The following is a 24,084-nucleotide window of genomic DNA, read 5'->3' on the forward strand; positions in this document are numbered from 1 at the left end:
ATAAGCCGGTCCCGGCAGTACGTCGGCATGATGGCCGCGCCGGCGCCGATCACGGCGGGCATGGTCAGCGAGTACCTGGCCAGGCACCCGACCGCCATCGATCGCGATGAGCTCGAAGCCGTGGTGTTCGCCTTGGACGAAGAATTCCGCACCAACTGGGCGGAGCAGAACAGCAACGACTGACGCGGCCAGGCCGCAGGGGGAGCAAATGAGCAGAACTGATAATAAAGAGGCAGGATTCAGGTGCATCGCTTGCCATCGAAGGGGGCAAAGCGATGCTAGGTCCGACTGTGCTTCGGTGGCTAGAGCTGAGGCGCTGGCAGCCTACCTTCGGCGGCAGCAACATACAACTTCATAACCTTGTCGTAGTGGGCTTGGTTAAGCCTATCGCACCCAGCCTGGATGCTCTCCAGCTCCTCTAGCTTCGCCTTGAAGATATCTGTATTTAGTGCGCCACCCGCTTTGAGTGCAGCTATGAGCGCACACATCGCTGTCTCTGCAGCCATTGTGGAGGCTGCGCCAGCGTGAAGATTTGGGTCATTGCTCATTGGAATTCCTATCGCATTGAGCCCCAGTCCATGGGCTTTCCGGCAACGGACTGGGGCAGTTCGTTGGAGGCACAAAGCTACTACGGCGCCGTGCGAGCTAGGTACTGACTTTCCATCCACGCTGGATGGGCGGACAGGAGGTGGTATAAGTGGAATTGTGTTGATATGACGTAATGGTAAATTGCCGTTCTTTCCAAATAGAGCGGCCCGATATGTCAGCATGTGTCAGCATCCGATTGGCGACAGACGCGGAAATTTCCAGTCTTCAGGCAACGCTTTCGTCTGATCCTGACAAAAGTATTGGGCTGGTCAGCTTTGGAGCCCCGATGCTGAGGGAGGAGGTTTACCTGGTTGAGAGGTCAGGGGAAGCAGTAGGTTTTTGCACCTACCGAGGAGGTTCCGGTGAGCTGTTCGCCTTGGTGATTTTCAGCCCCTATCGTGATGTAGGACTAGGCTTCGCAGCAGCGAGGCAATTAGTGGGACTGCTCCGATCACGAGGGATCATGGAAATTTCTCTGATGGTGGTCAACGATGCTGGACCATTCTGGAGCAAAGTGTTTGCCGGCTGTTCGGTGACGCCAGTAGGCGATGACACATTCAGTGTCGATATTTCTCACAAGCCATAGCTGAAAGCTCAGCTCGGCGCGATCAAGCCCCGCGCTGGGCTTTTTGCTTCTCATCCTCCAGTGCTACAGTCCCGCCAAGCTAAATGGGGGAACGGTATGCGAGTTTTGATAGCGACTGATTGGCACCTTTCATGACGGAGTTCTCAGCGAGACTTTGGGAGTGGTATGGGCAGGAGGAATACAAGCGGGTACTCGCTGTATGTGAAGCGATACCTGCGCTTGAGTTTCTCGCGATGAGTGCAGACGAGCAGCGAAAGGCTATTCCGTATTGCCCAGCATGTGAAGCTTGGTCGATGACGATGTTGCCGTTGAATGACGCGCTAACCGTGTGCGGAAGCGCCTTGCCAAGTGAAGTTCGATCTGATCTCCAGCATCTTTGGCATTCATGCAGTGGCCTCTCTGACGATGCGTTTCATTGTGACAGCTGGTTTATATTTGATCACTGCGAGTGGCAGCCCTTGCGCGATTCAGCCAAAGAGTTATTGAGGTTGATTGGGTATCTAGATATCAAGCCTCACCTGGATGATCTGACAGTAGATTGTCGAAAAGAGGTTTATGGTTGGAGCGTTGAAGGGCGTAGTCATCCTTAATGGTCACGGCAAGCCCAGCCCCGCGCTGGGCTTTTTGCATCTGGCTCACCCCTGACCGCGGCGCCTCCAAGCATAGTGCTCCCATAGCGCGCTGGTGTGAAAAGCCCGCATCAGGTGCATGCTCCGTAGCTCTTCGACCTGGGCTATGGCCTCGGCCCGCTCCCGAGCGCGGATCGCACCCACAGCCTCCGCCCAGTGCTCCAGCGCCTCGGCAAATCTCCGCTTCTCATCGTCGGGCATCTTCGCACCCTTCATGTGAGTGGTTGGGGAGGGTAAGGGTAGACCAAATGGGCGTGGGGCGGATGGCGCTTATCGGTGAGCGCCGGCTGGCGCAGATGGTGTTGGTTGCCATGGTCCGAAATGCTAGCATCAAGCCATATACATTCAGCAGGGATGAACAATGTTTGCATTGAGGTTCGTGGTTCTCGCATTCCTCGCGGCGTACAGCGTCAGCATGGGCTCGATTCCAAGTGATGAATTGAACGCCTTCGGTCACCTTGTAGTGTTCTCAGGCCTAGTGACCGTGCCACTTCTTTACATGTTGCCAACCATTGAAGCGAAGCTTCGTGGGCACACAAATATTGCGTCTATTGCCTTGGTGAATTTATTCCTGGGCTGGACCCTGCTTGGGTGGGTTGTCGCGCTGGTATGGGCGTTCAAGCTGCCAGAGACGAATTCAGCTAGCGCTCCGCCTCAGCCTGCAAGCGATCCTGCTGCGCAGCCGGATGTGAAGGCACAGACCAAAACCTGCCCATTCTGCGCTGAAGACGTCAAGTTTGAGGCGATCAAGTGCAAACATTGCGGAAGCGAGCTTGCTGCTAGCTGAGCAAAACAAATCAAAAGCCCGCTTCGGCGGGTTTTTTTGTGCCTGGAGAAAGTGATGGCTCAAGAATCGCGCCTTGCCGTAACCATTGACTCGCGTGGGGCGAAGCGAAATGCGGATGACCTCACTGGATCGCTGCAGCAAATGGAGAGGGCCGGGGATGCTGCGGCAGCGTCCGCTGAAGGGGTGTCGGAAAGCCTTTCTGATCAGCGCAAGGCCCTTTCTCAGCTACTCGGTCAGATCAACCCGTCAGTCGCAGCTCTGGGTCGTTTAGACGAGATGCAGGAAAGGCTCGCCAAGTACAAGAAGGCTGGAATTGTTGAGAGTGATACCTTCGTTGAGTACACCAATCGTATCAACACGATGCGCGACGAACTTGGTGAAACAACCACGAGCATGAATAGGGCCGGCATGTCCGCGAAGGCATACCAGGCTGCGCTGCGTGGAGTGCCAGCGCAGTTCACCGATATTGCTGTGAGCCTCCAGGGCGGCCAAGCACCGCTCACCGTGTTTCTGCAGCAGGGCGGGCAGCTCAAGGATATGTTTGGTGGCGCAATTCCTGCTGCACGCGCTCTGGGTGGATATGTCCTTGGCCTGGTGAATCCGTTCACGGTAGCAGCAGCAGCCGCTGCTACGCTTGGTCTTGCCTACTACAAGGGCTCGGAAGAGTCGGACCGACTAACGGATTCCATTATCAAGAACGGCAATGCGGCCGGAACCAGCTACAACGAACTGGCGGGCCTGGCTGAACAGGTTGCTAGAACGCAATCGACAGTCGGAGCGGCGTCCGAGGTTCTGGAGCAGCTCGCTGCCGCAGGAAACAAGCTGACACCGATGTACGCCCAGATCACGAGGGCTTCTCTCGCATGGTCGAAGCAAACCGGCGCAGACATATCGGATGTGGTCAAGACTTTCAACGATATAGCCAAGAGTCCGGTAGAAGCAGTAAAGAAGCTGGATGAAGAGCTGAATTTCCTCACTGCGACCCAGTACGCGAACATCGCTGCACTGCAGGAGCAAGGAAAGACCATCGACGCCGCAAAAGTGGCGACAGAGGCATATGCCTCAACCCTGACAAGCAGGGCCAGCGAGATGGAGAGCAACCTGGGGTCGCTCGAGAGCGCCTGGGATTCCCTTGCGTCGCGGGCAAAGCGGGCATGGGATGCGATGCTTGATGTCGGCCGCAAGAAAACCCCAGAGCAGGAGCTTGCCGAGGTCTACAAGGAAATCGCTGACGCACAAAAGAGCATTGCCCAGAACGGTGTTGCCGCATCGAGCCTTATGGGGATAAACCCTCAAAGCATGGCGGCGCTCCAGAGGCGTGCCACTGAGCTTCAAGGCCAGATCGCCAACGCCTCCTGGAAAGCTTGGGAAGGTACATCGACGCGGATCATTAACGACGCCGGAAAGAAAGGCGTGGACGTCATCAACTCGACGTTCAAGAGTGCGCAAACTCAGACGGAAAAGCTGAGTAAGCAACTGGTTGATCTCGACAAGGCAAGAGCTGACGCAGTGAAGGCTGGCGGACTTACTGCCGAAGAAGAGAAGAAGTACGCGGTTGCCCGCAAGAACATCGAGAAGGAAATCGCCGACATCAAGGCGCGCGAGGCGAAGAAGAACGCTCCGAAGAACCCAAACCGCGGCGTGGCTGAAGCCGAAAACACCTTCGCCCGTCTCTACGCTCAGTACGACCCAGCGTCCCAGGCCGCTCGCGCCTTGACCAAGGAACAGCAACAGCTGGATCTGGCCTTCAAGAAGGGCAAGATAAGCCAGGAGGAGTACGGCAAGGCGCTGGCGCAGGCCTCGACGAACTATGCCGCGGCGATCAAGGGCGCCCAGGGCCTGACCCAGGCCGAGCAGTACCGGTCGCAGATGGAGCGGCAGCTGGCCACCCAGCGTATGGAGTACGCCGCGCAGGCGGACGCCGTCGGCATGGGCCAGAAGGACGCCACGCGCATGCAGGAGCGCCTGCGGATCGAGCAGGACACCAACAACCGTATCCTGCAGCTGCAGACCGAGCTGGCCAACGCCCAGGGTGAGAAACAGCGGCAGGATCTGCAGGCGCAGATCGACATCGAGCGCGAGTTTCTCCAGAAGCGCGTGGCTGCCCAGCGCGAAGGGTGGGCACAGATCGACCAGGCCCAGGCCGACTGGAGCAACGGCGCCCGCGGCGCATTCCAGGACTACATGGACAGTGCCCGGGACGTGGCGGGGCAGACTCGCAATCTGTTCAGCAACGCCTTCGGCAACATGGAAGACGCCGTGGTCAACTTCGTGAAGACCGGCAAGCTTTCCTTCAAGGACTTCGCTGACCAGGTGGTGGCCGACCTCATCCGGATTCAGGTGCGCCAGGCCGCGGCAGGCTTCCTGGGTTCGGCCTTGGGGTTCCTTGGCGGAGGAGGGGGCGCGGCGGCGGCCGGCAGCGGCACCATGACCGGGTTTAGCGAGACGATCTCGCGGTCTGGCTTCGCGGCTGGCGGCTACACCGGAGACGGCGGCAAGTTCGAGCCGAAGGGTGTCGTGCACGGCGGGGAGTACGTGGTTCGCAAGGAGGTCGTCAGCCAGCCGGGCATGCGCGACCACCTCGACCGGCTCAACAAGAAGGGGTACGCCAGCGGGGGCATGGTTGAGGGAAGCGCGGCCTCCACAGCGAGCAGATCCTCTTCACCTCTGAATCTCCCAGTCATTGAGCAGCACTTCCACTTCCAGGGGAGCCCAGATCAAGCGATGGTGGAGCAACTCCGACAGGCCGCTGATGATGGCGCGAATCGTGGGGCTAGAGGTGGGTACGATATGGTGCTGCGTGACCTCAAGCAGAATGGAGCCGTAATGCAGCTAATAAGGAGAAGCCGTTGAAAATTTCTGATTTGGACGTTGGGGAGTTGGTAGCGGCAGTTAGTACTGCTATCGCTCCCGTAGTCTTCGAGGGCGTCGACCGAGAAGTTGAGCCCCATGTTTGGCGGCAAAGGGCTCAGCTCAATGCCGAAATCATGGGCCGCATCATTGCAGTACTGCAGTGCGGTGATGAGGTCGGGCCTGATATTCGTGAGCTGATAGGCAGGTGCACCGACCATATGAAAGTCGCCTTCGAGCGATCTTTTGCAGAGCTTCTCGGTCCCGATGGAACGCTCAGCGAAGACCACAAGCTCTAGACACTGATTTTCAAGGAGTAACCGCATGGCACTCGAATGGCCGGCATCGCTGCCCGTGTCTGAAATGACATGGGGAATAGTCAACAACAGCCGGGCATTCACCTCGACGCTGTCCAACGCTCAGCAGATCGTTGGGCAGCCTGGGGCGTACTGGCAGTGCACCTTGACCTTCGGTCTGCTCACTCGGGCGCAGGAGCGTCAGCTTTCGGCGTTCTTGGGTGAGCTGGATGGGATGTTCGGCACCTTCAACATGCCGGCGCTGACCAGGCGGCGCTCGAACAGCGTCGGCAGCCTCACCGTGGTAACCGGCACTGCGCAGTCACGCTCGATGCAGGTCGCCGGCGCCGCGCCCGGTGCGCAGGTGTTTGCCCCAGGGGATTACCTCACGGTTGCCGGCGAGATGTTCGAAGTGGTGCGCCCGGTCACCGCCACTGCCCAGGGCCAGGCCACTGTCCCGCTCAACAAGCGGATCAGGCGCACGCTGGCACCGGGAGCGGCGATCGAATACCTCAATCCGTACTCCGAAATGCGCATGACCCAGGACACCTGGGCCATGACCGTGCGCCAGGTCGTTTCCAGCGGCAGCTACCAGTTCAGGGAGGCTTTCTGATGCCCTCGTCGTTCCCCTTCAGCCAGAGCGTGGTCGATATCATCGCCACCGGGCGTTTTCTCACGGTGTACGCCTGTCAGCTGGATTTCGAGGATGGGCCTGTGTACGCCCACACCGGTACCGGCGACCTGGTAATCGACGGCATCACCTACCTCGGGGTTGGCCAGTTCGGCGAGGTCGGCCAGTCGCAGGAGAGCGACAACTCCAACTCGCCGATGTCCGTTGAGCTGAGCCTGAACGGCCTGGACAGCTACATCATCACCGAGACGAACATCCGCGGTTGCCGTGGTCGCTCGGGCAAGCTGCTGTTCGTGGTGTTCGACGAGGCGGGCAATTACGCCGTCGACATCCTGTTCTCCGGGCGCATGGACGCGGCCACCTTCTCCTACGCCGGCAACGGCGAGGACGGCAACAAGATCATGGTCCCCATCGTGGACCGGATGGCGGAGTGGAGTCGAACAGGCACCGAGCGCTTCACCGACGAGAACCACCGCGCCCGGCATCAGGGTGACCGCTTCTTCTACGCCGTCGCTCAGCTGTCCGAGTGGCCGATCTACTGGGGCTCCAGCAAGGACGCGCCGACCTTCAACTACGAGAAATAGCGATGCGCAATCGAGACTGGACGATACGTCTTACCGAAGTGATCAAGGCCGCCTCCGAGCGGCCTTTTTCATGGGGTGAATTCGACTGCTGCCTGTTCGCGGCGGACTGCGCAATCGCTGTTTGCGGGGTTGATCCGGCTACGGCGTACCGGGGCAAGTACAGGACCGAGGCCGGGGCGAAGCGAGCGCTGAAGAAGAACCACGGCAGCCTTGAGGCGGCTTGGGATGCCTGCTTCACCCGGGTGGCGCCGGCGTTCATCCAGCGCGGCGACATCGCCATGTACGAGGCGCCCGGAGGCCGGTCCATGGCCGTGTACTGGGCAAACGAATTCTGGGCGACCACTGACGACGGGGTGGCCCGCGTGGTGTGCGAACCGCTTGCAGTCTGGAGAGTTGAATAATGTCCGGTGGCGTCAGGAAGATTGCACAGATCGCCGTAGGCGCAGTTATCGGCTTCGCCCAGGGCGGCCCAATTGGCGCAGCTATCGGCGCCGGCTTGGCGTTCTATGCCTCGGAACAGCAGGAGAAGCTCAACACCAAGTCGCCGCTGCGCGATAACGAACCTTCGGCGCAGACCGTGCGCTCGTCCAAGGCGCCGGCACGCTTCATTCTGGGCAAAGTCAGCACCGGTGGTGTTCTGGTCTGGGCGCAGGAAGAGGCCGGCACCCAGCGAGATGGGGAATGGCTGCACCTGGTGTACGTGCTCTGTGAAGGAGCCGTCGATGGTCTTGAGGAGATCTATCTCGGCGAGGAGCTCATCAACACCTACGGCTCGGACGCTACCTACGAACTGGTGGTCAATCCGACCCAGGTGAACGCTTTCCTCAAGGCCAACTGCCCAGACTGGAAGGACGAGCAGATCGGGCGCGGTCTGTCGTTCGTGCGCCTGTCCCTGCGGTACAACGCCGAGAAGTTCCCCTCGGGCATCCCTGATGCACGCTTCGTCGTGCGCGGGCGAAACGACCTCTACGACCCGCGCACCGGCATGTCCGGTTACAGCGAGAATACCGCACTGCATATCCTGTGGTTCCTGCGCAATCGCTGCGGCGTGCCTGACGATGAGATCGTCTTCGAGACCTTCGCCAGCGGCGCGAACGTGTGCGACGAGTCGGTGGCTAACCCTGACGGCACTACCAGCCCGCGCTACCGCAGCAGCTGCGTTATCGGCGCCGACGAGCAGCGCACCAACGTTCTGCAGAAGTTGGAGGCGGCGTGCGGTGGCAAGGTCATCCGAGTGGGCGGCCGCTGGATGTTCCAGGCCGGTGCCTACTACGGCCCGTGGGACTTCGAGATCACCGAGGACATGGTGATCGGCACTATCACTGGCAGCACCGAACCGACCAATGACGCTGCGGTGAACACCATCCGCGGCACCTTCACCGACACCACCCAGTCCTGGACCGAGACCGACTACCCCGAAGTCAGCGTTGCCGAGTGGGTGGTTGCAGATGGTGGAGAGGCGGCCGAAACCCTGGCCTTTTCCTACGTCACCAACCCATACCAGGCCCAGCGCCTGGCCAATATCGAGCTTCGCCGGCGCCGTGCGGGCGGAGAAATCAACGTCCCGCTCAACTTGCTGGGCTACAACTGCCGTCCGGGGCGAGCGGTGCGCGCGAACCTGCCTTCGCTGAACATCCTTGGCGAATTCATTGTCACTGGCTGGTCCATGGGCACAAGCGAGGGCTGTACTGCATCGCTGCAGGTCTATGACCCTGCCATCTTCGACGATGCCGTTGGCAAGCCCTACAACCCGATCGGCTTCATCAACATGCCGGCTGGCGGCCTTGGTTCTCCCACCAATCTGGCGTGGACCCAGGACGAAACCGCCGAGATTAGCCAGGGTGTGCTCAGTTGGGATCGTCCACTTGGGATCGTGACAGGGTTCGCTGTGACTGTGCGTCAGGCTGGTGCTGCGGTGCAGGCCCACCAGGTGCCGGAGACTACGCTGCAGCTGCCCTTATCCGGCCTGCCGTCCGGCAACTACACCATGAGTGTTGCCGCAGTTGGGCCGCTGGCGCGCTCGGGCGAGGCGAGCATCACCGTCAACATCGACGGCCCGCCCGTGCCTGAAGCCTGCGTGGTGACATCGACAATCGAGAGCATCAACCTGGCGCCTAGCAACGTGCAGCACGGCCTGAACGGCGGCACCTACGAGTACTTCTACACCATGGACCCGCAGGCGCCGGTATCGCAGGCTGAGTATCTGGGGCAGGGCCTGAGCCTGACGCACACCGGCCTGGCCTTCTTCACCAACTACTACTACTTCATCAGGGCCAGGAACGCCTACGGTGTGAGCGGGTACTTGAAGATCTCCGCATCGACCTCGACCGACGTGAGCACGATGCTCGAGGCGCTCAAAGGGAAGATTGAGCGAGGGCAGATTGGGCCCGTACTGGGTGAAGAGATCGATGGCCTGCAGGACCAGATCGACGCGCTGGATGGCCTGAAGGCCTACAACAAGGAAGAGGCCTACGAGGAAGGCCAGATGGTCGTGGGCGACGGCCGTATCTATCAGGCAGTGCATGCCGTGCCGGCGGACCCAAGCGGCGCCAATGCCCCGCCAAACGTGGCGTTCTGGATCGACGTTGGCCAGTCTATTGAGACGGCCAACGGCCTGGCTCAGCAGGTACAGACCAACACGGCCAAGATAGAAGAGGTGGGCGGCAAGGCTACGTCTACGGCGGAAAGCGTTCAGGTTCTACGGGCCTCGTCGCGCGATGATGACGCCGAGGGCGAGCTCGCTGGCGCAATCAAGCTGTGGACCTCAACAGCGGCGATCGTTCGCGAGTCCCAGGTTCGGACAACCGAAACCCAGGCCCTCGCTCGCAGCACGGAAACCCTGACTGCTCAGGTGGGTGAGGCCAAGTCGTCTATCCAGAGAACTGATGAAGTCGTTGCTGGCATCGACGGCAAGGTGTCCGCGATCTCCTCCTGGAAGACCGAGACCAATGTCAACGGCAAGAAGGTGGCCACGGGCATCGTTCAGGGCAGTGACGGCAGTGTTGGCCAGATCATTATGTCTGCCGACCAGGTCGTCATCGCCAACGGCCTGAGCGGTCCTGAGGCCAACCTGTTTGTGTTCCAGGATGGGCAGATGTTCGTCAACACCGCCTTCATCAATACCGCCTTCATTCAGCAGCTCATTCTCGGGATGACACTTCGCTCCCAGGCGGTCGACTCTCAAGGCCGGCCGCTGATCGAGATGAACATGGTGACCGGAACCTTCACATTGCGCGGCCAGGACGGCAGCGGCTCGACGCTGATCAACAACGGAGGCATCTACGTCTACGACCTGAACTACATCGAGCGTGCTGCGCTTGGGAGGATGACTGCATGAGTGCGCAGTATGGGCTCCGAACACGTGATGCGTCCGGGGCCATCACTCTTGATACAACGGTCACGCCGATCCGCTCGTTGAAGATGATGCAGGTGACCGGCAACGGGGCTTTCGATCAGTACATCGCAATCCCCGAGATTCAGGCGCAATCATTCGTTGTCGTTGATACGCTGCAGGACCTGGGCGAGAGCACCTGGTCGCCGCAAGCCTGGTACTCCACTGGTCAACTGCAACTGCGTCAGCCTCAGACCAGAACCTGGCAAGTGATGATCCTGTCTCAAGGCGGCGAGCCATTCTCTGCGCCGGGAAGTTATGGTATCCGTACATTTAATAACGATGTGCGGACGCAGATCGACTCCATTAATAAGATTCTTTCGGTTCGTTACAACGGATCATTTCAGATTGGCATCTATTGGCGGCCAGGTCAGCAGGCTCAAGAAATTCGATGGGGGGACGTTACGTTCCCCTCACCAATTACGACTTATGAGCGCCCGCTAATATTTTTGAATGCGGTCGATTACATGATGGTTGGGAATTTATCAATCAAGGGCGGACCAGGCAACTGGACAGGATTCCGCCTAAGGCAGTGGTCGCAGCCGCAAGTCCATGGTAGTGCCGCATATGATTACATGCAGATCAGATGGTTCTGTGCTAGCTACATGGCACCAAATACGGCGGTTGATGCATATGGAGCATCTGTTAGAGATGCTTCGGGTAACCGTACGTTTGTCACTACAGCAAATTTGTCGCTACTCAACAGCCAGCCAGCAACCAATGAGTTCATTTCTGCCGGTCCACCTATAACTGGTCCTTCTGGGTATTACGCTCCGAGCCAGCAGATGGGATGGACCGGTAGCTTTGCCGACTACGTTCTCGCCAATGCACTCTTTTCAGTTACAAACATCGCCGCTACGACTCAGCCTTTTCGCGCGAACTTCGGAGGTTTTCTGCCAGGCAATCGCGCAATTGTTCAGATGTATTGCGATAACGCCTCTGGGATAAACCCCCTAACTGCCAATGGCAGAACGCTATTTGCCTCCCGCCCCATGAAACCCCTTTAAGGAAACTCTAATGCCTTGGTATAGATCGGGTACGGTCTCGGTAACGACCGGCCAAACCACTGTTTCGGGTACCTCCACCGATTTCGCACTAAATGCCAGGGTAGGGGATGCGTTCCAAGGCCCTGATGGCAGGTGGTACGAAGTCGCGAACATCGCCAGCGCAACTGTGCTGAGCATCCTTCCAGCCTATCAGGGGGCCACTGTGGCGGCAGGCTCCTTCGGGCTGGCGCCGATGCAAGGCTACGTGAAGGAGTCGGCTGACCGGCTGCGGCAGATCGTAGAGCAGTGGGGGGAAACGCTTGCAAGTCTTGGTTCTGTCGCAACCGAGAACATTGTGCCCGTTGCAAAGGGCGGCACCGGTGCCGATGCTGCTCCAGCCGCCCGCACCAACCTGGGCCTTGGCAGCGCAGCGACCAAGGATGTTGTGTCCGGGCCGTACGACACGACAGCAGGAAAGGTGCTCCAGTCTGGCTTCATGGGCATGGGTGCCGAGAGTGCCGGCCTTCTTTCCGACGCTAACACCGCAACACCTGGCAGCGTTCAATCGTTCAACGCCTCTACCACGAACAAGCCTTTATGGATCGTGGCGGGCTCCATCTTAACGATGAGCCGTGGACCAGGTGAGGCTTCTCAGATCGCCATATCCAGCGCCACCCGCGGCGGAATTGGAATCAGGTTTAAGGAAGGAGGCGTATGGAGAGCCTGGGCTAATACCATGCCGCTTGGTATCGGGCAGACCTACACGAAAGTCACAAGGCTGCGCGATGTTACCTACACCAACGATACAGGAAGGGCAATTATCCTGTCGTTCGCGTGCGTTGCGGGTGCTGACGGTATGCTGATCCAGCTATTCATTACCGGGACAGGTGATGGCACGGTGTATTCTGGGCATGCAACTGGCGCGGGTCGAGTTATCAGTCTTGTCGCGACCATTCCGGCTGGTGCGAACTATGTTTTGACCGCAAACCAGCCAGGGGCATTCATTGGTCCTGACGTATCTGAGCTGAGGTAAATTTCGTGGAAAATTCAAACTGGGATCAAACTCGGCCGGATCCGGACATGGTTTACTACAAGCCGGCTAACTGGAACGGTACCGACTTCATCTTCGCCTTCAGCAGGCAGCGTCCGCATGATGAATTTCTGAAAGACGGAATGGAAGTTATGACCGACGAGGAGGTTATCGATTACCTACAGCGCGCCTACGCCCCTGATCCGTCCGCCGTAGAGGCGAAGTTGCGAGACGAAGAGTATTCGAAAATCGCCGAGATCCTCCTCATGATCGAAGACGCTGACCCCGACGCACCGCCCGGCACAATCGACGACTGGCGGCAGTACCGGATCGCGCTGCGCCGCTGGAAGGAAGGCGCCGAAGGCTGGCCCGACAGCGCCCACCGGCCCGTGCGCCCCGCGTAACCGACCCGAACCAGACCCCGACCGCCCCAGAGGCGGTATTTTTTTGCCTGGAGAAAACCCGCATGCCGATCACAGAGCAGCAGCTGCTGCAGATCCTCCCGAATGCCCGCCCAGTCGCGGGCATTTTTGTACCCGCGTTGAACCGCGCCATGGCGCGCTGGAAGATCAATAGCCCAGTGCGGCAGGCGGCCTTCCTGGCCCAGGTAGGCCATGAATCAGGCCAGCTGCGCACCCTGATCGAGAACCTGAACTACAGCGCAGAGGCCCTAGTGAAGACCTGGCCCACCCGGTTCACCGCGCAGACCGCCGGCACTTACGCCCGGACGCCTGAGAAAATCGCGAACCGCGTTTACGGCGGGCGCATGGGCAACGGCCTCGAGGCCTCCGGCGATGGCTGGCGGTACCGGGGTCGAGGCCTGATCCAGCTCACCGGCCGGGACAACTACCGCGCCGCGGCCCAGGGCTTAGGCCTGCCACTGCTCGAGCAACCGGAACTTCTCGAGCAGCCCGAGCACGCCGCCAACTCTGCTGCCTGGTGGTGGGCCACCCATGGCCTGAACGAACTGGCCGACGCCGGCCGCTTCAGCGATATCGGCAGCATCATCAATACCGGCCAGCCTGGCCGTGTGCCGCATGGCGCAGCTGAGCGGAAAGCGCTTTATGACCTAGCTGTGCGGGTGCTGGCGTGAACTGGCTTGACGCGGTGCCTGTCTGGTGCTGGTGGCTGATCGCCCTGGTACTGGTCGCTGGAGGCCAGGAAATTCGAGTGGGAGCGGGGAAATCTGATGCCAGCGCAGCACGCGCTGAGTTGGCCGGCTACCGCCTGCAGGTGACCGAGCGAGATCGGCGCGCGACAGCCCAGGCCAGAACTGAAGAACAGCGCCGCCAAGCTGTGGCGGACGAGGAGGGTGAGAGTGCACGACAAAAACTGGAGTTGGCCCAAGGCCGCGCCGCTGCTGCTGAGTCTGCTGCTGGCGGGCTGCGCGGTGAAATCGCCCGACTGCGCGCCGGCCATCGAGCCACCTGCGATACCATTGCTGCCCAGCAGCGCGAGGCAGGAACCTCTGCCGCCGGAGTGCTTGGGGGATTGCTTGAAGATGCTGACCGAATGGCGGGAGTCTTCGCGAAAGCGCTTGAGCGCAGTCGAATAGCCGGCCTGGCCTGTGAAGCGTCCTATAATGGCCTGACAAGGCCAGCCGGGTAGAGGAGGGTGAGCTGTGAAGGATTTGGCCGTTTGGACTCGTGTTCTGATGTTGCTGGTGTTTGCAGTCGGGTTCATCAGGGCGCTGATCACGCAGTACTGCTTCAGAAAGTATCTGGGCGACTTGACCTCGCGCTGTCCCGAGTTCCTGCCTGGGACCAAGGGGCCCGTCTATTTCAAGACGGGCGTCGAGTTCAAGATGATGTCATTTTTGTACAAGCGCCGTTATCAAGGGTTGGCGGACGCTACCCTTCGTGAGCAAGGTGAACGACTGAGGCGTCGATGCATTATCGATACGCTTTTGGGATGCACCGCTTTGCTGCTATGTCTTGCGAACTTCGCATTCACGGCGAACGGCTACTGAGCGTCGGCAGCGGATCGGATACGAGAAGCAGCTGGAGGCGGCGGCTTCAGCCTGTCGTTGAATCCGAGTTGGCAGTAAGCCGCGCCACCATGGTCCTCTCGACCAAGTCCAGCGCATGTTTATTGTTGATAGGCCTCGCACCGTTCAGTCGAAGACGTGAGGTAGGTGCTCGGCTTGTCGGCATTTCCAAACCCGTGCAGCAGGCTAATAGCTACCCGCCCGCCACTCATGTCGGTGAATACGATGTTGCGAGCATTCCTGTAATCGTTGTTCTTACTTTTGTTGATCGTGAAGGTGGCTTTTCCCTGATCCCAGCAAGCCACCGCGAAATCATGATCGGAGGAGCCAGGGACGGTAAATTGCGATGGGGTAGCCTCGGAAGCAGCTACGTGGGAGGTCATGCCGATCAAGGCCAGGGAGCAGATGAACTTCTTCAAAACGCATTTCCTTGTGAGATTACTGTCGCCGACAGATCTTAAACTTGCGCAGTGTCGAAGTGCCATTACTGTTTTGTACTGCCTGGTCGCGACGGCCTTCTGGAGGTAGCGGTGGATACCTACCGGATCACCAGTGAAGGCAGCAGTGCTCAACGAAATGGCCTATGCGGCCAGCCGCAGGCGAGAGGTCGATGCTGGCCCGCTGTCCGACATGCTGGAGCTTGCCGAGGCGGCAAGGACCTGGGCGCTGCTGGAGCACGAGGAGGCATGGGCCATCGGCCTGCTCAGGTATGAATCTGCAGAGGAGTGGGAGAGGGACGAGCTAGGACGGATCGTGGTCGGCAGAACGCCGGAGGAGGGGTGAAAAACAGTTCCGCAACTAGATTTGTGCGCCTTGAATTTAAAGGCTTCCAGGCGCACAGGTATAGCTTTAGTGCGGAATCGATTTTAGTCTAAGTCACTGAAAATAAAGAAAATTAGTCTCGGATTGCAAATCCGTCTACGCCGGTTCGATTCCGACCTCGGCCTCCACTATTCGAAACCCCGCAGATCTAGGTCTGCGGGGTTTTTCTTTGCGCCGAGAAAAGCAGATCGTTTCCGCATAATCAGTCATCGTTTCCGCATCAGCTGTTACTTTGTAGGGCTGACAATCTCCTCGACGCGCCTGTAAACGCGTTTCGTGATCTCTTTTTCGATTTCCGACGCAACCTTGGCTGGCCAGCAGGTAGCGATCAGGAATTAAAACACTGGTTGCATGTACAGTGTATTGATGAGATTATACGCCTGTCTCGGTAGCTGCAGGTGTGCGTTCTCTGACGTCGTCCTGGGTTCTCCGTGGAAAAGCAAAAAGCGATCGCCTTTGAGCGACATGGAAGCGGAATTTTCCGCAAAATCAGTCGACTTAAAAGGTGAAAGAATGGAAGTAGTAACTGTTGGTGCAAAGTCCTACGCTACCGATGTGTATGGCATTGACGCGATCATCAAGCCTGCTGACAACGTAGCTGGCGCTGTTATTCGCACTTGCTCGCTTACTGGGGCGAGCTGGGCCGGTCTTGTTACAGGCACTGTGGCTCCTAAAAGCGCCACCGATACCGTCGGAAAACCTGTTCTTGTGACACTTGGGCCTGGCGCTGTTCAGCAGCTCCCCTATCAGGTGCAAATTCCTGCTGGGTATGGGCTCTGGATTACTGCAAACGGTGGCGCCCCAAGTCGCGCTTGCGTCACCTACGATCTGTTGCCTTAAACCGCGAAGACCGGTGTTAGCAGCCACTCGTTCTTGCCCTGCTTTCTCGTGACAGGGATCAGGCCTCGGTGTTCGCCGAGGTCTTTTATTATTGCCTGGTGTGGTGTTTGCCAATACGGCCCAAAAACGCCGCGAATTAGGGGGCGCCAGCAGGTATTGATGTTGGCTGGGACCACCGGCTATTCATTACGACGCACACTTGCTTCTGCTTCTCGGCGGGCAATGGCTTCTGGCGATAGGGTTGCATCGTACAGGCGAATCTCCCTATCGATATCGAAGGTAAACCCGCGACGCGTGTTGTTCAGCCACAGGCCTATCATGGCCTCGGCTGCTCCCTGCGGGATATCCAGCGCTTTCAGGCCCAGCAGCAGCCGGCCCACCATCTCTGCCTCAACGGCCTTGCGTGATTTGCTGAATCGCCGATAGTGGATCCAGGTAAAAGGTGCTATAGGCAGCATGCCTCCGGCGATGCCGGCAACACCGAAGGGAAACCACAGGATCGCAGCCATGGCCGCGCCAATCAGCGCTGGGCGAACGGCAAAAGCGAGCAACGGCACTCGGTACAGGCTGGCTATGCTATCTGCTGCTTCCTGTACTGTCGTTCGGTCGGTGAATAATGCATTGATGCTGGGGACGGAAAACACAGAGCAAATCCTTGGTAAAACTGAATCTATCGTTGAGTTCAAGCGTACTCGGCCGCCTTGTTCAGAGCAGTTGAAGAGGGGCGTCAGGCACTTAGTGGCTGCTCGACCAGCTGCCAGAGCGTTATCGATGAACCAGGCTGCAAAGAGAAAATAAGCGAAAGATTGTAGCGTATCCGACAAGCCTTATTCGCGCTTGCGCTTAGGCTTGGTGATCGCCCTTCGGGCTTTACCCGAATTTCCAGTGCCAGGGCAGTTGAGCCAAGTTGCCCATGTTGTGGTTCAGCATTCATTACACGCTATGCCAAGCATTCGCGGACCGGCACGCGTCAACTGTGCGTGTGTAGCCAGTGATCAGCAACCTCGCCCATGGTGGTCGCTGCCCCGCTCTTGATCCACGCCATGAAAGCACGGTCGAACTTGAAGGCCTCGCCGCATTCGCCGATGAGAAACCGCCTGACCTTTTGCGTGTTGCGATAGTGCTTGTCCAGCGGTGTTGTGCGGGTGATCGGCCCCGCGTGCCAGTCGAAGCTCATGACCTTCTCCCTGATGAGCGACATACCCGGATGAGCGTAGCAGCACTCGCCGTGGTCTACAGTGCAAGCTATCTCTCTGTGGCCAAGGATCAGAGCATGAGCCGAAATCAGACAATTGTTGCATGCACGACCGTGATATTGCTGGCGCTGACCCCTTGCTTGTCGTTTGCCGACCCCGGTAATGGCAAGGGCCATGGCCAAGGTCAGCAACAGCATGGTAATTCAGGTGGAAAGCACGATGCTGGTAGCCACACCCGCAACGGCGGCCCTTCGATTGATCGGGGCCATGTGTTTGACATCCTCAATGGCCATCGTGGCTACTGGGGCTCGAGCCCGGCACTGCCGCCTGGCATCCAGAAAAACCTCGCGCGCGGCAAACCGTTGCCGCCCGGTATCGCCAAAAAGCTGGATGGCCGGCTGCTGGGTCAGTTGCCGCGTTATCAAGGGTATGAGTGGATGCAGGTAGGTGTCGACCTGATTCTGGTCGCGGTCGCGACTGGCCTTATTTACGAAGTGCTCGAGGGGGCATTCGACTAGGGGCTATGCAACGGGCAAGAAAAGGCCCGCTGGGGAGGGCGGGCCAAGTGTTTCACGGATGAGCTTTCACCATGCCATGGCCCAGGTGAAAAAGTTGTCAACGCGCAGACATTTCAAGAACAAAACAGCAGAAAAAAGAAAACCCGCCAAGGTGGCGGGTTGAACAGAACGTATCGAAGCCAGGCCAGTCTGCCTTCATGAATGTCAGAATTTCGTGAAGGCCATGGCTTTCAGGCCTCAATAACCGTTACTGAATTTTTCATCGTTCTTGCGCTTTTCCATGGCGTATTACCGTGGGTCGATCTCTTCCGAGCATGGCCTGGTGGTTGATCGACCCGCAGTCGCTGATCGTGCCCGCGCCAAGGAGTGGGCCAATTCACTTACTGATGAGTCAAGTCAAGCTGGCTGATCACGCATGCCGAAGCGTCCTCGGCAGGCGTGCTATCGCTGAAGTCCATCTGGTTGTACACCCCACCGTGAAAATTGAAGGTGCGACCGCTCCAGCTCGGCGCCAACTGCAAGCCGCCGGTGCTGGCGCTACGGCCATTGCAGGCGGTTGTCACTGTAGCCGCGCCTGCCGCGCTCACGTCGATGGTGATATCGAACGGGGCGCCCAGCGGCACTTCGGCGAGCAGGGTGCTGTTGACTGGTGTCACCTGGTTGTAGTCCTGGCGAAAGCCGAGGGTGATCTTGCCCTTGTTCCAGAACACCTTGATCGCCGGGCTGTCGTCGTCTTTCACGTGCATCTGCGCGATCACCACCTTCTGCGCGGTGTTGACCTGCTGCAACAGCATGCGTTGGTGGTTGTGGTGGCGCCTGGCACTGCCCAGGGCCCAGTAGATGGGTTCTTTCCATTCGCAGCGGGTGCGGTGGGTGCTCTTGCTTGCGGCGCCACGGGTCGGCGCCATCAGGCGCACAGTGCCATCGGCCAGGCGCTTGACCACCTGCGGCAAGGTCGTCAGGGCCTGGGCGCCTGTCAGTTCTAGGGCGACGGGGTTGGTGGCTGATTTGGCGACCGGGGTGGTGATGGTCAGGTTGTCGATGTTCACGGCCATTGCTGTTTCTCCTTGTTAAGAAGTCCTGCTCTTGTGCGAGCCCCGGGAAGGGGGACCAAGTTCAAGGAAAGCCGTGGCGGGCCGACAGGGGGTTGACGGGCACAGAAAAAAGCCCGCCGCAGTGGCGGGCAAGAACGTTTTGAAGGGAGAGCCTCTAACCTGCGCCTTGTCGGTTAAGTCAGGGTTAACGGTGGGAAAGATTGACCGGGCATGCCGAACGGCCTATACAGGCGGGCTGTTGTTACTGGAGCCTGCGATGCGCGACGAAGACGAGCTGCCCGAACCTGAGCACGACCATTTGCTCGATCACGAATTCCACGACCATTTCGATCCTGAGGCGGATGCCCACGGTGCGATGGATGATGTGGAAGAAGACGAGGAGCTGCTCGACGACTTCGATGATGATGAGCACCCGGCCTGGCACGACGACTGCGACGACTAGACTCTGTACGAAATGTATCTGCACTCGCCCATGCTGAGTTGAAACGGGGCTGGGAATGCTCATGTACGCCAGTACACTGCGCTGGCTCCCACGTTTCGCCTTGTCTGGCCTTCGCGCAGAAACATGTCATACAGGCCCTAAGGTCGCGGCCATCGTGCGTGGGCAGCCGCTCAACGGCGGTCGAGGGAGAAGCGCCCAGCGCCGGAAACCGCCAGGGCCAGCAGCCCGCCGACGATGCTCAGGTTCTTCAGGAACTGGGTCATGTTGGCGCTGCGCTCGGGGTCGACCATGCTCCAGAACGGGTGGCCGAGCAGCGCAGTGCCGAGCACGAACAGGGCGAACAGCAGGGCCAGTGGGCGGGTATAGAAGCCGAGAATCAGCAGGATGCCGACCGCGAACTCCATGATCACCGCCACGCCTGCCGCCAGCGTTGGCGCCGGCGCGCCAAGCGAGGTCATGTAGCCGACCGTGCCTTCGAAGCCGGTCAGCTTGCCCCAGCCGGACACCACGAACAGGATCATCAGCAGGATGCGGGCAAGCAGGAGGATAAGGTCGCGTTGACCTTCGAGCAGGGTATAGCGCATGGCGGCGCTCCGGTGGACAGGGACATTGTCCACTCTAGCAGCTACATGGCGCATTGCTTGCAGGTCGGCTCACGCAATAGATTCGCCTACGAAAAAGGCGCCTGACAAGGCGCCTTCATCGACAAAAGATGGTGCGAGTGGCGGGACTCGAACCCGCAAGGCTCACGCCGACAGATTTTAAGTCTGCTGTGTATACCAATTCCACCACACTCGCACGTTTGACCGCTGCGCTTCATGGGCAGAAGGGCCTGCAAATCAAGGCGGCTTTATAACCCATTGTTATAGAAGCGTCAACCGCTCGCCGACTTCAGGGCTCGATGGCGTCGGCGATCTGGCGCATGTCGTCGGCGCTGTGGCGCAGGTCCTGGGCATGGCTGTGCATGGCCGTGGCATCCGCCTGGTGCACCGAGTGGCGCAGGTACTGGGTATGTCCGTCCAGGGCTTGGCACAGCTCGTCCAGTTCGCTGGCGGTGCGCAGCAGGTCGTCCTGCAGGCCTTGCATGCGAAGGTTCGACATCATCTCGGGTTCCGGGGTGCATGAGGCGGGGCACTATAGGCCAATTGACACATTGCTGCCATTGCGCCACTGTTGGGCCATTGGATCCAATTGAGCGTGCCACCATGTCAGGGACTCCCTCCAATTCCGCCGGGCGCACCGTGCGTCCCAAGTTGTTCTGGCGACTGCTGTTCATCCAGGTGTGCCTGGTGGGGGCGTTCCTGTATGCCGGTTTCATGAGCCTGGGCGCTTACCTGCTGATGCTGGGCTTCGACCCGCAGCACCCCGAGCCACAGCGCTTCATGGCCCTGGGCGGTGGCGGGCTGATCATGCTGATTGGCCTGTGGTTGCTGAAAGTGGCGATGCCGCGGCGCCTGATGCCATCGCTGATAGAGCGCGATAACTGACGGTCGTCGCCTGACACCCGGCCTTGGCGGGACTTTTTGACTACGCTCAATATGTCCTTTCGCGGTGCTTGCGGAGCTCGCATGGTTGCAACAGGCCGCACCTCCCCATCGGTCATGTCCGAGGCGCGCTATGAACAGCTGGTTCAGGCGGTGGTCGACTACGCTATCTACATGCTCGACCCCTCTGGCCATGTGGTGTCATGGAACGCGGGCGCCGAGCGTATCAAGGGCTATCGCGCCGATGAGGTGATCGGGCGACATTTCTCGCTGTTCTTTACCGCCCAGGACTGCGCCGATGGGCGCCCACAACGCTTGTTGCAGCAGGCCCTCGACCAGGGCGGAGCCCAGGATGAGGGCTGGCGGGTGCGCAAGGATGGCACGCAGTTCTGGGCCTTGGCGGCGCTCGATGTCATTCGCGACGGCCAGGGCCAGGTCATTGGCTTGGCCAAGGTCACCCGCGACATCACCGATCGCCGTGAGTCGGCATTGCAACTCGATGCCATGCGCGCCCAGCTGTTCCAGGCGCAGAAACTCGAGGCCCTGGGGCAGTTGACTGGTGGCCTGGCCCACGACTTCAACAACCTGTTGACCATTATCCTCAGTTCCGCGCGGCTGGCGCTCAACAGCCAGGACCCGGCGCGCATCCGGCGTTTGCTTGAACATGTCCTCGACGCCGGCCAGCGCGGCACGCAACTGACCTGGCAATTGCTCAGCTTCGCCCGCCATCGTCAGTTGAGCGTCACCCGACTGGCACCGGCCGAGGTCATTGTCGCGACCTGCGGCTTGCTCGAGCATGCCTTGCCCCGGGATATCGAACTGCAACAGCAGGTCGCGGATAACCTGCCGATGATTGAGGTGGACGCCGGGCAGTTGCAGATGGTCCTGCTCAACCTGATGTTCAACGCCCGTGATGCGATCGAGGGCGCAGGGTGCATCCACCTGGTGGTCGAGTGCGTGGAGTTGGCCGGGCAGGTGGAAGGCCTGCAGGGGCGCTTCGTGCGTTTCGAAGTGCATGACGATGGCCAGGGCATCGACCCCCAGGTGTTGCCGCGAATATTCGAACCCTTCTTCACCACCAAGGCCTTTGGCAAAGGCACCGGCCTGGGCCTGAGCCAGGCCTATGGTTTCGCCCGGCAAAGCCTGGGTGCCATTGGCGTGACCAGCCAGCCTGGAGTCGGCACCTGCATGAGCCTGTACCTGCCAGCGTGTGCCGACCCGCTGGCGACTGAGGAATAGACCGCCATGGTAGAGCCTCTCAAACGCCTGCCCACCGGAATCGAAGGGCTCGATGCGCTGCTCAAGGGCGGCCTGGTCGCGGGCGCCTCGTATATCGTCCAGGGCCCTCCAGGCGCGGGCAAGACCATCCTCGCCAACCAGCTGGCCTGCAATCATGTGCGCGATGGCGGACGGGTACTGGTGGCGACGCTGCTCAGCGAGTCCCATGAGCGCCTGTTCCAGTACCTGTCGACGTTGAGCTTCTTCGACCCGACGCTGGTCGGCGACAGCATCCAGTTCGTCAGTGCCTTCGACACGCTGGAGCAGGAGGGCCTGGATGCCGTGGTGCGCTTGTTGCGCCAGGAGATCGCCCGGCAGCAGGCGACGTTGCTGGTGGTCGATGGCCTGCTCAATGCTCGTTCGCGCGCTGAAACCAGCCTCGACACCAAGAAGTTCGTCTCCGAACTGCAAGGCCACGCCGCCTTCGCCGGCTGTACCCTGCTGTTGCTGACCAGCGCACGGCTGGAGGAGGGCAGCCCGGAGCACACCATGGTCGACGGGGTGATCGAGTTGAGCGAACAGTTGCTCGGCAGCACTGCGCTGCGTCAGCTGCAGTTGCGCAAGACGCGGGGCAGCGCGGCGCTGTCGGGGCGTCACGAATGCCTGATCGACGATGCCGGGCTGCAGGTGTATCCGCGCCTGGAAGCGCTCTACAGCCGGCCAAGCCAGTTGGGCGCGCAGACCCTGAACCGGGTCGCCAGCGGTGTGCCCGACCTGGATGCCATGCTCGGTGGTGGCCTGGCCGAAGCCTCGGTGACCCTGTTGATGGGGCCGTCGGGGGTAGGCAAGACGGCGCTGGGCATCGCTTTTCTTGCAGCCTCCAGCGAGGCGGCGCCAGGCTTGCATTTCGGTTTTTACGAAACACCTGCGCGCTTGCGCCTGAAGGCCTCGGCCCTGGGCTACGACCTGGCCGCTCTGGAAAACCGAGGCATAGCGCAGTTGAGCTGGCAGCCGACCACCGAGGGGCTGCTGGACCAGGTCGCTGCTCGGCTGCTGGAACAGGTGAGCGCAATGGGCGCCAGGCGCGTGGTGATCGACAGCCTTGGCGCATTCGGCCGCCTGGCCATGGAGCCGGCACGGCTGAACGCGTTCTTCCGTGCGCTGACCGGCGAGTTGCGTGGCCGCGGCGTCACTGTGCTGCTGACTTGGGAAATGCGCGATATCTTCGGTGCGGAAATCACCGCGCCGGCCCCGGACCTGTCCAGTATCGTCGACAACCTGGTGTTGATGCGCTTCGCCGAGCTCGACGCGCAACTGCACCGGGCGTTGTCGATCGTCAAGGTGCGTGACAGTGACCACGACCCGGCCTTGCAGGCATTGAACCTGGGCGCAACGGGCATCAGCCTTGCCAGGGCGTTCGACGGTGCCAGCGGGGTGCTCAGCGGTTCGGCGACCACTCAAGGAGATCGCTGATGGGATGAACACCATCCTGATCGTCGACGACGAGTACCTGATAGTCGATATCCTCGGCTTCGCCCTGGAGGACGCAGGCTACCTGGTGGAAAAGGCCGGTGATGGGGAAAAAGCCCTGGAGGCGTTGGCGGAAAAGCATGTGGACCTGGTGATCACCGACTACATGATGCCCAGGAAGAACGGCGAAGAACTGCTGCAATCGATCCGCGGTGACGCGCGGCTCAAAGACCTGCCAGTCATTCTCATGAGCGGCGCCCAGGCCAGCCAGGGGCGGGTCAGCCCAGACGCGTTCGCGGCGGTGTTCGACAAGCCGTTCGACATCGATCGGATGATCGCCACGGTGCGGGAATTGCTGGAGCGCTGAGGCTCGAAGTGGCACCCCGCGTGGGCGGGCAAGGGATCAGGCGCATCCGTGCGGCATGATGCGGCAGGCTTCAGTGTTGCTCGTCGTTGCCTTTCTCTGGCGCGGGGCTGCCGGCCTGGATTCGCTTGTAGATCTCTTCACGGTGCACCTGGACATCCTTGGGTGCATCGATACCGATCCTCACTTGCATCCCCTTGACGCCCAGAATGGTGACTTTGATGTCATCGTCGATGACGATGCTTTCGCCAACCTTGCGGGTGAGTATCAGCATGTAGTTCTCCTTGGTGGTGTAGAAAACCGCGGGGCCATTGTGCCCAACGGTGGGAG

30 protein-coding genes and 2 tRNA genes are annotated in these 24,084 nt (G+C 59.8%); 24 read left to right on the forward strand and 8 right to left on the reverse strand.

Annotation, left to right across the window (positions count from 1 at the left end; all coding sequences use genetic code 11):
- The first annotated feature begins 27 nt into the window (after positions 1-27).
- The 15 genes from ACODS5_RS04070 (at position 28) to ACODS5_RS04140 (ending at position 14,327) form a co-directional block, all read left to right on the forward strand.
- Positions 28-183 (forward strand): hypothetical protein, encoded by a 156-nt coding sequence (locus ACODS5_RS04070; protein WP_230015774.1) that lies wholly within the window; start codon positions 28-30, stop codon positions 181-183.
- 691 nt (positions 184-874) lie between these two features.
- Positions 875-1,174: a GNAT family N-acetyltransferase gene (locus tag ACODS5_RS04075; RefSeq protein ID WP_489108023.1), complete on the forward strand. Its 300-nt coding sequence runs from the start codon at positions 875-877 to the stop codon at positions 1,172-1,174.
- Between the two features lie 990 nt (positions 1,175-2,164).
- Positions 2,165-2,590, forward strand: a complete 426-nt coding sequence (locus ACODS5_RS04080) for a superinfection immunity protein (RefSeq protein ID WP_489107991.1) — start codon at positions 2,165-2,167, stop codon at positions 2,588-2,590.
- A 54-nt stretch (positions 2,591-2,644) separates the two neighbouring features.
- Complete coding sequence (locus tag ACODS5_RS04085; RefSeq protein ID WP_489107992.1) at positions 2,645-5,443, forward strand: phage tail tape measure protein; 2,799 nt, start codon at positions 2,645-2,647, stop codon at positions 5,441-5,443.
- Entirely contained in the window at positions 5,440-5,739 is a 300-nt protein-coding gene (locus tag ACODS5_RS04090; RefSeq protein WP_489107993.1) for a hypothetical protein, read from the forward strand. Before ACODS5_RS04085 ends, ACODS5_RS04090 begins: the two co-directional genes overlap by 4 nt.
- Positions 5,740-5,764: 25 nt before the next feature.
- A complete protein-coding gene (locus ACODS5_RS04095; protein ID WP_489107994.1) occupies positions 5,765-6,349 on the forward strand; it encodes a hypothetical protein in 585 nt (194 codons plus the stop codon).
- Positions 6,349-6,951: a hypothetical protein gene (locus ACODS5_RS04100; RefSeq protein ID WP_489107995.1), complete on the forward strand. Its 603-nt coding sequence runs from the start codon at positions 6,349-6,351 to the stop codon at positions 6,949-6,951. The genes ACODS5_RS04095 and ACODS5_RS04100 overlap by 1 nt, the downstream gene beginning before the upstream one ends.
- Before the next feature lie 2 nt (positions 6,952-6,953).
- The gene (locus tag ACODS5_RS04105; RefSeq protein ID WP_489107996.1) at positions 6,954-7,352 is read left to right on the forward strand and encodes a DUF6950 family protein; all 399 of its coding nucleotides are present in this window, start codon (positions 6,954-6,956) and stop codon (positions 7,350-7,352) included.
- Positions 7,352-10,288 (forward strand): phage tail tip fiber protein, encoded by a 2,937-nt coding sequence (locus ACODS5_RS04110; protein WP_489107997.1) that lies wholly within the window; start codon positions 7,352-7,354, stop codon positions 10,286-10,288. Before ACODS5_RS04105 ends, ACODS5_RS04110 begins: the two co-directional genes overlap by 1 nt.
- Complete coding sequence (locus ACODS5_RS04115; RefSeq protein ID WP_489107998.1) at positions 10,285-11,349, forward strand: hypothetical protein; 1,065 nt, start codon at positions 10,285-10,287, stop codon at positions 11,347-11,349. Before ACODS5_RS04110 ends, ACODS5_RS04115 begins: the two co-directional genes overlap by 4 nt.
- A gap of 10 nt (positions 11,350-11,359) precedes the next feature.
- A complete protein-coding gene (locus ACODS5_RS04120) occupies positions 11,360-12,361 on the forward strand; it encodes a hypothetical protein (RefSeq protein WP_489107999.1) in 1,002 nt (333 codons plus the stop codon).
- Positions 12,362-12,408: 47 nt separating this feature from the next.
- Positions 12,409-12,762, forward strand: a complete 354-nt coding sequence (locus ACODS5_RS04125) for a hypothetical protein (RefSeq protein WP_489108000.1) — start codon at positions 12,409-12,411, stop codon at positions 12,760-12,762.
- A gap of 62 nt (positions 12,763-12,824) precedes the next feature.
- A complete protein-coding gene (locus ACODS5_RS04130) occupies positions 12,825-13,451 on the forward strand; it encodes a glycoside hydrolase family 19 protein (RefSeq protein WP_489108001.1) in 627 nt (208 codons plus the stop codon).
- Positions 13,448-13,966, forward strand: a complete 519-nt coding sequence (locus ACODS5_RS04135; protein WP_489108002.1) for a DUF2514 family protein — start codon at positions 13,448-13,450, stop codon at positions 13,964-13,966. The genes ACODS5_RS04130 and ACODS5_RS04135 overlap by 4 nt, the downstream gene beginning before the upstream one ends.
- A gap of 13 nt (positions 13,967-13,979) precedes the next feature.
- Entirely contained in the window at positions 13,980-14,327 is a 348-nt protein-coding gene (locus ACODS5_RS04140; RefSeq protein ID WP_489108003.1) for a hypothetical protein, read from the forward strand.
- A gap of 119 nt (positions 14,328-14,446) precedes the next feature.
- On the opposite strand, the gene ACODS5_RS04145 is transcribed toward ACODS5_RS04140, so the two are convergent.
- Entirely contained in the window at positions 14,447-14,764 is a 318-nt protein-coding gene (locus ACODS5_RS04145) for a hypothetical protein (protein ID WP_489108004.1), read from the reverse strand.
- A gap of 115 nt (positions 14,765-14,879) precedes the next feature.
- On the opposite strand from ACODS5_RS04145, the gene ACODS5_RS04150 reads away from it, so the two are divergent.
- From ACODS5_RS04150 to ACODS5_RS04160, 3 genes are all read left to right on the forward strand, one after another.
- Complete coding sequence (locus tag ACODS5_RS04150) at positions 14,880-15,128, forward strand: hypothetical protein (RefSeq protein WP_489108024.1); 249 nt, start codon at positions 14,880-14,882, stop codon at positions 15,126-15,128.
- Positions 15,129-15,214: 86 nt separating this feature from the next.
- Positions 15,215-15,295 (forward strand) — tRNA-Cys (locus ACODS5_RS04155).
- A 328-nt stretch (positions 15,296-15,623) separates the two neighbouring features.
- Positions 15,624-16,007, forward strand: coding sequence for a hypothetical protein (locus tag ACODS5_RS04160; RefSeq protein WP_489108005.1), 384 nt, complete (start codon positions 15,624-15,626; stop codon positions 16,005-16,007).
- 179 nt (positions 16,008-16,186) lie between these two features.
- On the opposite strand, the gene ACODS5_RS04165 is transcribed toward ACODS5_RS04160, so the two are convergent.
- A complete protein-coding gene (locus ACODS5_RS04165; RefSeq protein ID WP_489108006.1) occupies positions 16,187-16,651 on the reverse strand; it encodes a hypothetical protein in 465 nt (154 codons plus the stop codon).
- Positions 16,652-16,977: 326 nt separating this feature from the next.
- Entirely contained in the window at positions 16,978-17,184 is a 207-nt protein-coding gene (locus tag ACODS5_RS04170) for a DUF6434 domain-containing protein (protein ID WP_134692851.1), read from the reverse strand.
- A gap of 96 nt (positions 17,185-17,280) precedes the next feature.
- On the opposite strand from ACODS5_RS04170, the gene ACODS5_RS04175 reads away from it, so the two are divergent.
- Entirely contained in the window at positions 17,281-17,721 is a 441-nt protein-coding gene (locus ACODS5_RS04175; RefSeq protein ID WP_489108007.1) for an anti-virulence regulator CigR family protein, read from the forward strand.
- 380 nt (positions 17,722-18,101) lie between these two features.
- Here the strand turns inward: ACODS5_RS04175 and ACODS5_RS04180 are convergent, their stop codons facing one another.
- Positions 18,102-18,776, reverse strand: coding sequence for a polysaccharide lyase family 7 protein (locus tag ACODS5_RS04180; protein ID WP_489108008.1), 675 nt, complete (start codon positions 18,774-18,776; stop codon positions 18,102-18,104).
- A 256-nt stretch (positions 18,777-19,032) separates the two neighbouring features.
- On the opposite strand from ACODS5_RS04180, the gene ACODS5_RS04185 reads away from it, so the two are divergent.
- Positions 19,033-19,218 carry a hypothetical protein gene (locus ACODS5_RS04185; RefSeq protein ID WP_489108009.1) on the forward strand — a complete coding sequence of 62 codons (186 nt, stop codon included), beginning with the start codon at positions 19,033-19,035 and terminating at the stop codon, positions 19,216-19,218.
- Positions 19,219-19,388: 170 nt separating this feature from the next.
- Here ACODS5_RS04185 and ACODS5_RS04190 read toward each other — a convergent pair whose 3' ends face one another.
- From ACODS5_RS04190 to ACODS5_RS04200, 3 genes are all read right to left on the reverse strand, one after another.
- Positions 19,389-19,802 (reverse strand): DoxX family protein, encoded by a 414-nt coding sequence (locus ACODS5_RS04190; protein ID WP_489108010.1) that lies wholly within the window; start codon positions 19,800-19,802, stop codon positions 19,389-19,391.
- Positions 19,803-19,931: 129 nt separating this feature from the next.
- Positions 19,932-20,016: transfer RNA gene (locus ACODS5_RS04195), tRNA-Leu, on the reverse strand.
- Positions 20,017-20,109: 93 nt separating this feature from the next.
- Positions 20,110-20,322, reverse strand: a complete 213-nt coding sequence (locus ACODS5_RS04200) for a hypothetical protein (protein ID WP_134693675.1) — start codon at positions 20,320-20,322, stop codon at positions 20,110-20,112.
- 101 nt (positions 20,323-20,423) lie between these two features.
- Here ACODS5_RS04200 and ACODS5_RS04205 point away from each other — a divergent pair, with 101 nt between their 5' ends.
- The 4 genes from ACODS5_RS04205 to ACODS5_RS04220 all read left to right on the forward strand — a co-directional run bounded on the left by ACODS5_RS04205 (position 20,424) and on the right by ACODS5_RS04220 (position 23,757).
- Positions 20,424-20,705, forward strand: a complete 282-nt coding sequence (locus tag ACODS5_RS04205) for a hypothetical protein (protein WP_134693676.1) — start codon at positions 20,424-20,426, stop codon at positions 20,703-20,705.
- Between the two features lie 81 nt (positions 20,706-20,786).
- Positions 20,787-21,941: a two-component system sensor histidine kinase NtrB gene (locus ACODS5_RS04210; protein ID WP_489108011.1), complete on the forward strand. Its 1,155-nt coding sequence runs from the start codon at positions 20,787-20,789 to the stop codon at positions 21,939-21,941.
- Positions 21,942-21,947: 6 nt separating this feature from the next.
- Entirely contained in the window at positions 21,948-23,393 is a 1,446-nt protein-coding gene (locus tag ACODS5_RS04215) for an ATPase domain-containing protein (RefSeq protein WP_489108012.1), read from the forward strand.
- Positions 23,394-23,397: 4 nt separating this feature from the next.
- Positions 23,398-23,757: a response regulator gene (locus ACODS5_RS04220; protein ID WP_134693678.1), complete on the forward strand. Its 360-nt coding sequence runs from the start codon at positions 23,398-23,400 to the stop codon at positions 23,755-23,757.
- Between the two features lie 70 nt (positions 23,758-23,827).
- Here ACODS5_RS04220 and csrA read toward each other — a convergent pair whose 3' ends face one another.
- The gene (gene csrA, locus ACODS5_RS04225) at positions 23,828-24,028 is read right to left on the reverse strand and encodes a carbon storage regulator CsrA (RefSeq protein WP_134693679.1); all 201 of its coding nucleotides are present in this window, start codon (positions 24,026-24,028) and stop codon (positions 23,828-23,830) included.
- Between the last annotated feature and the right edge of the window lie 56 nt (positions 24,029-24,084).

Source organism: Pseudomonas sp. FG47, from assembly GCF_057809115.1.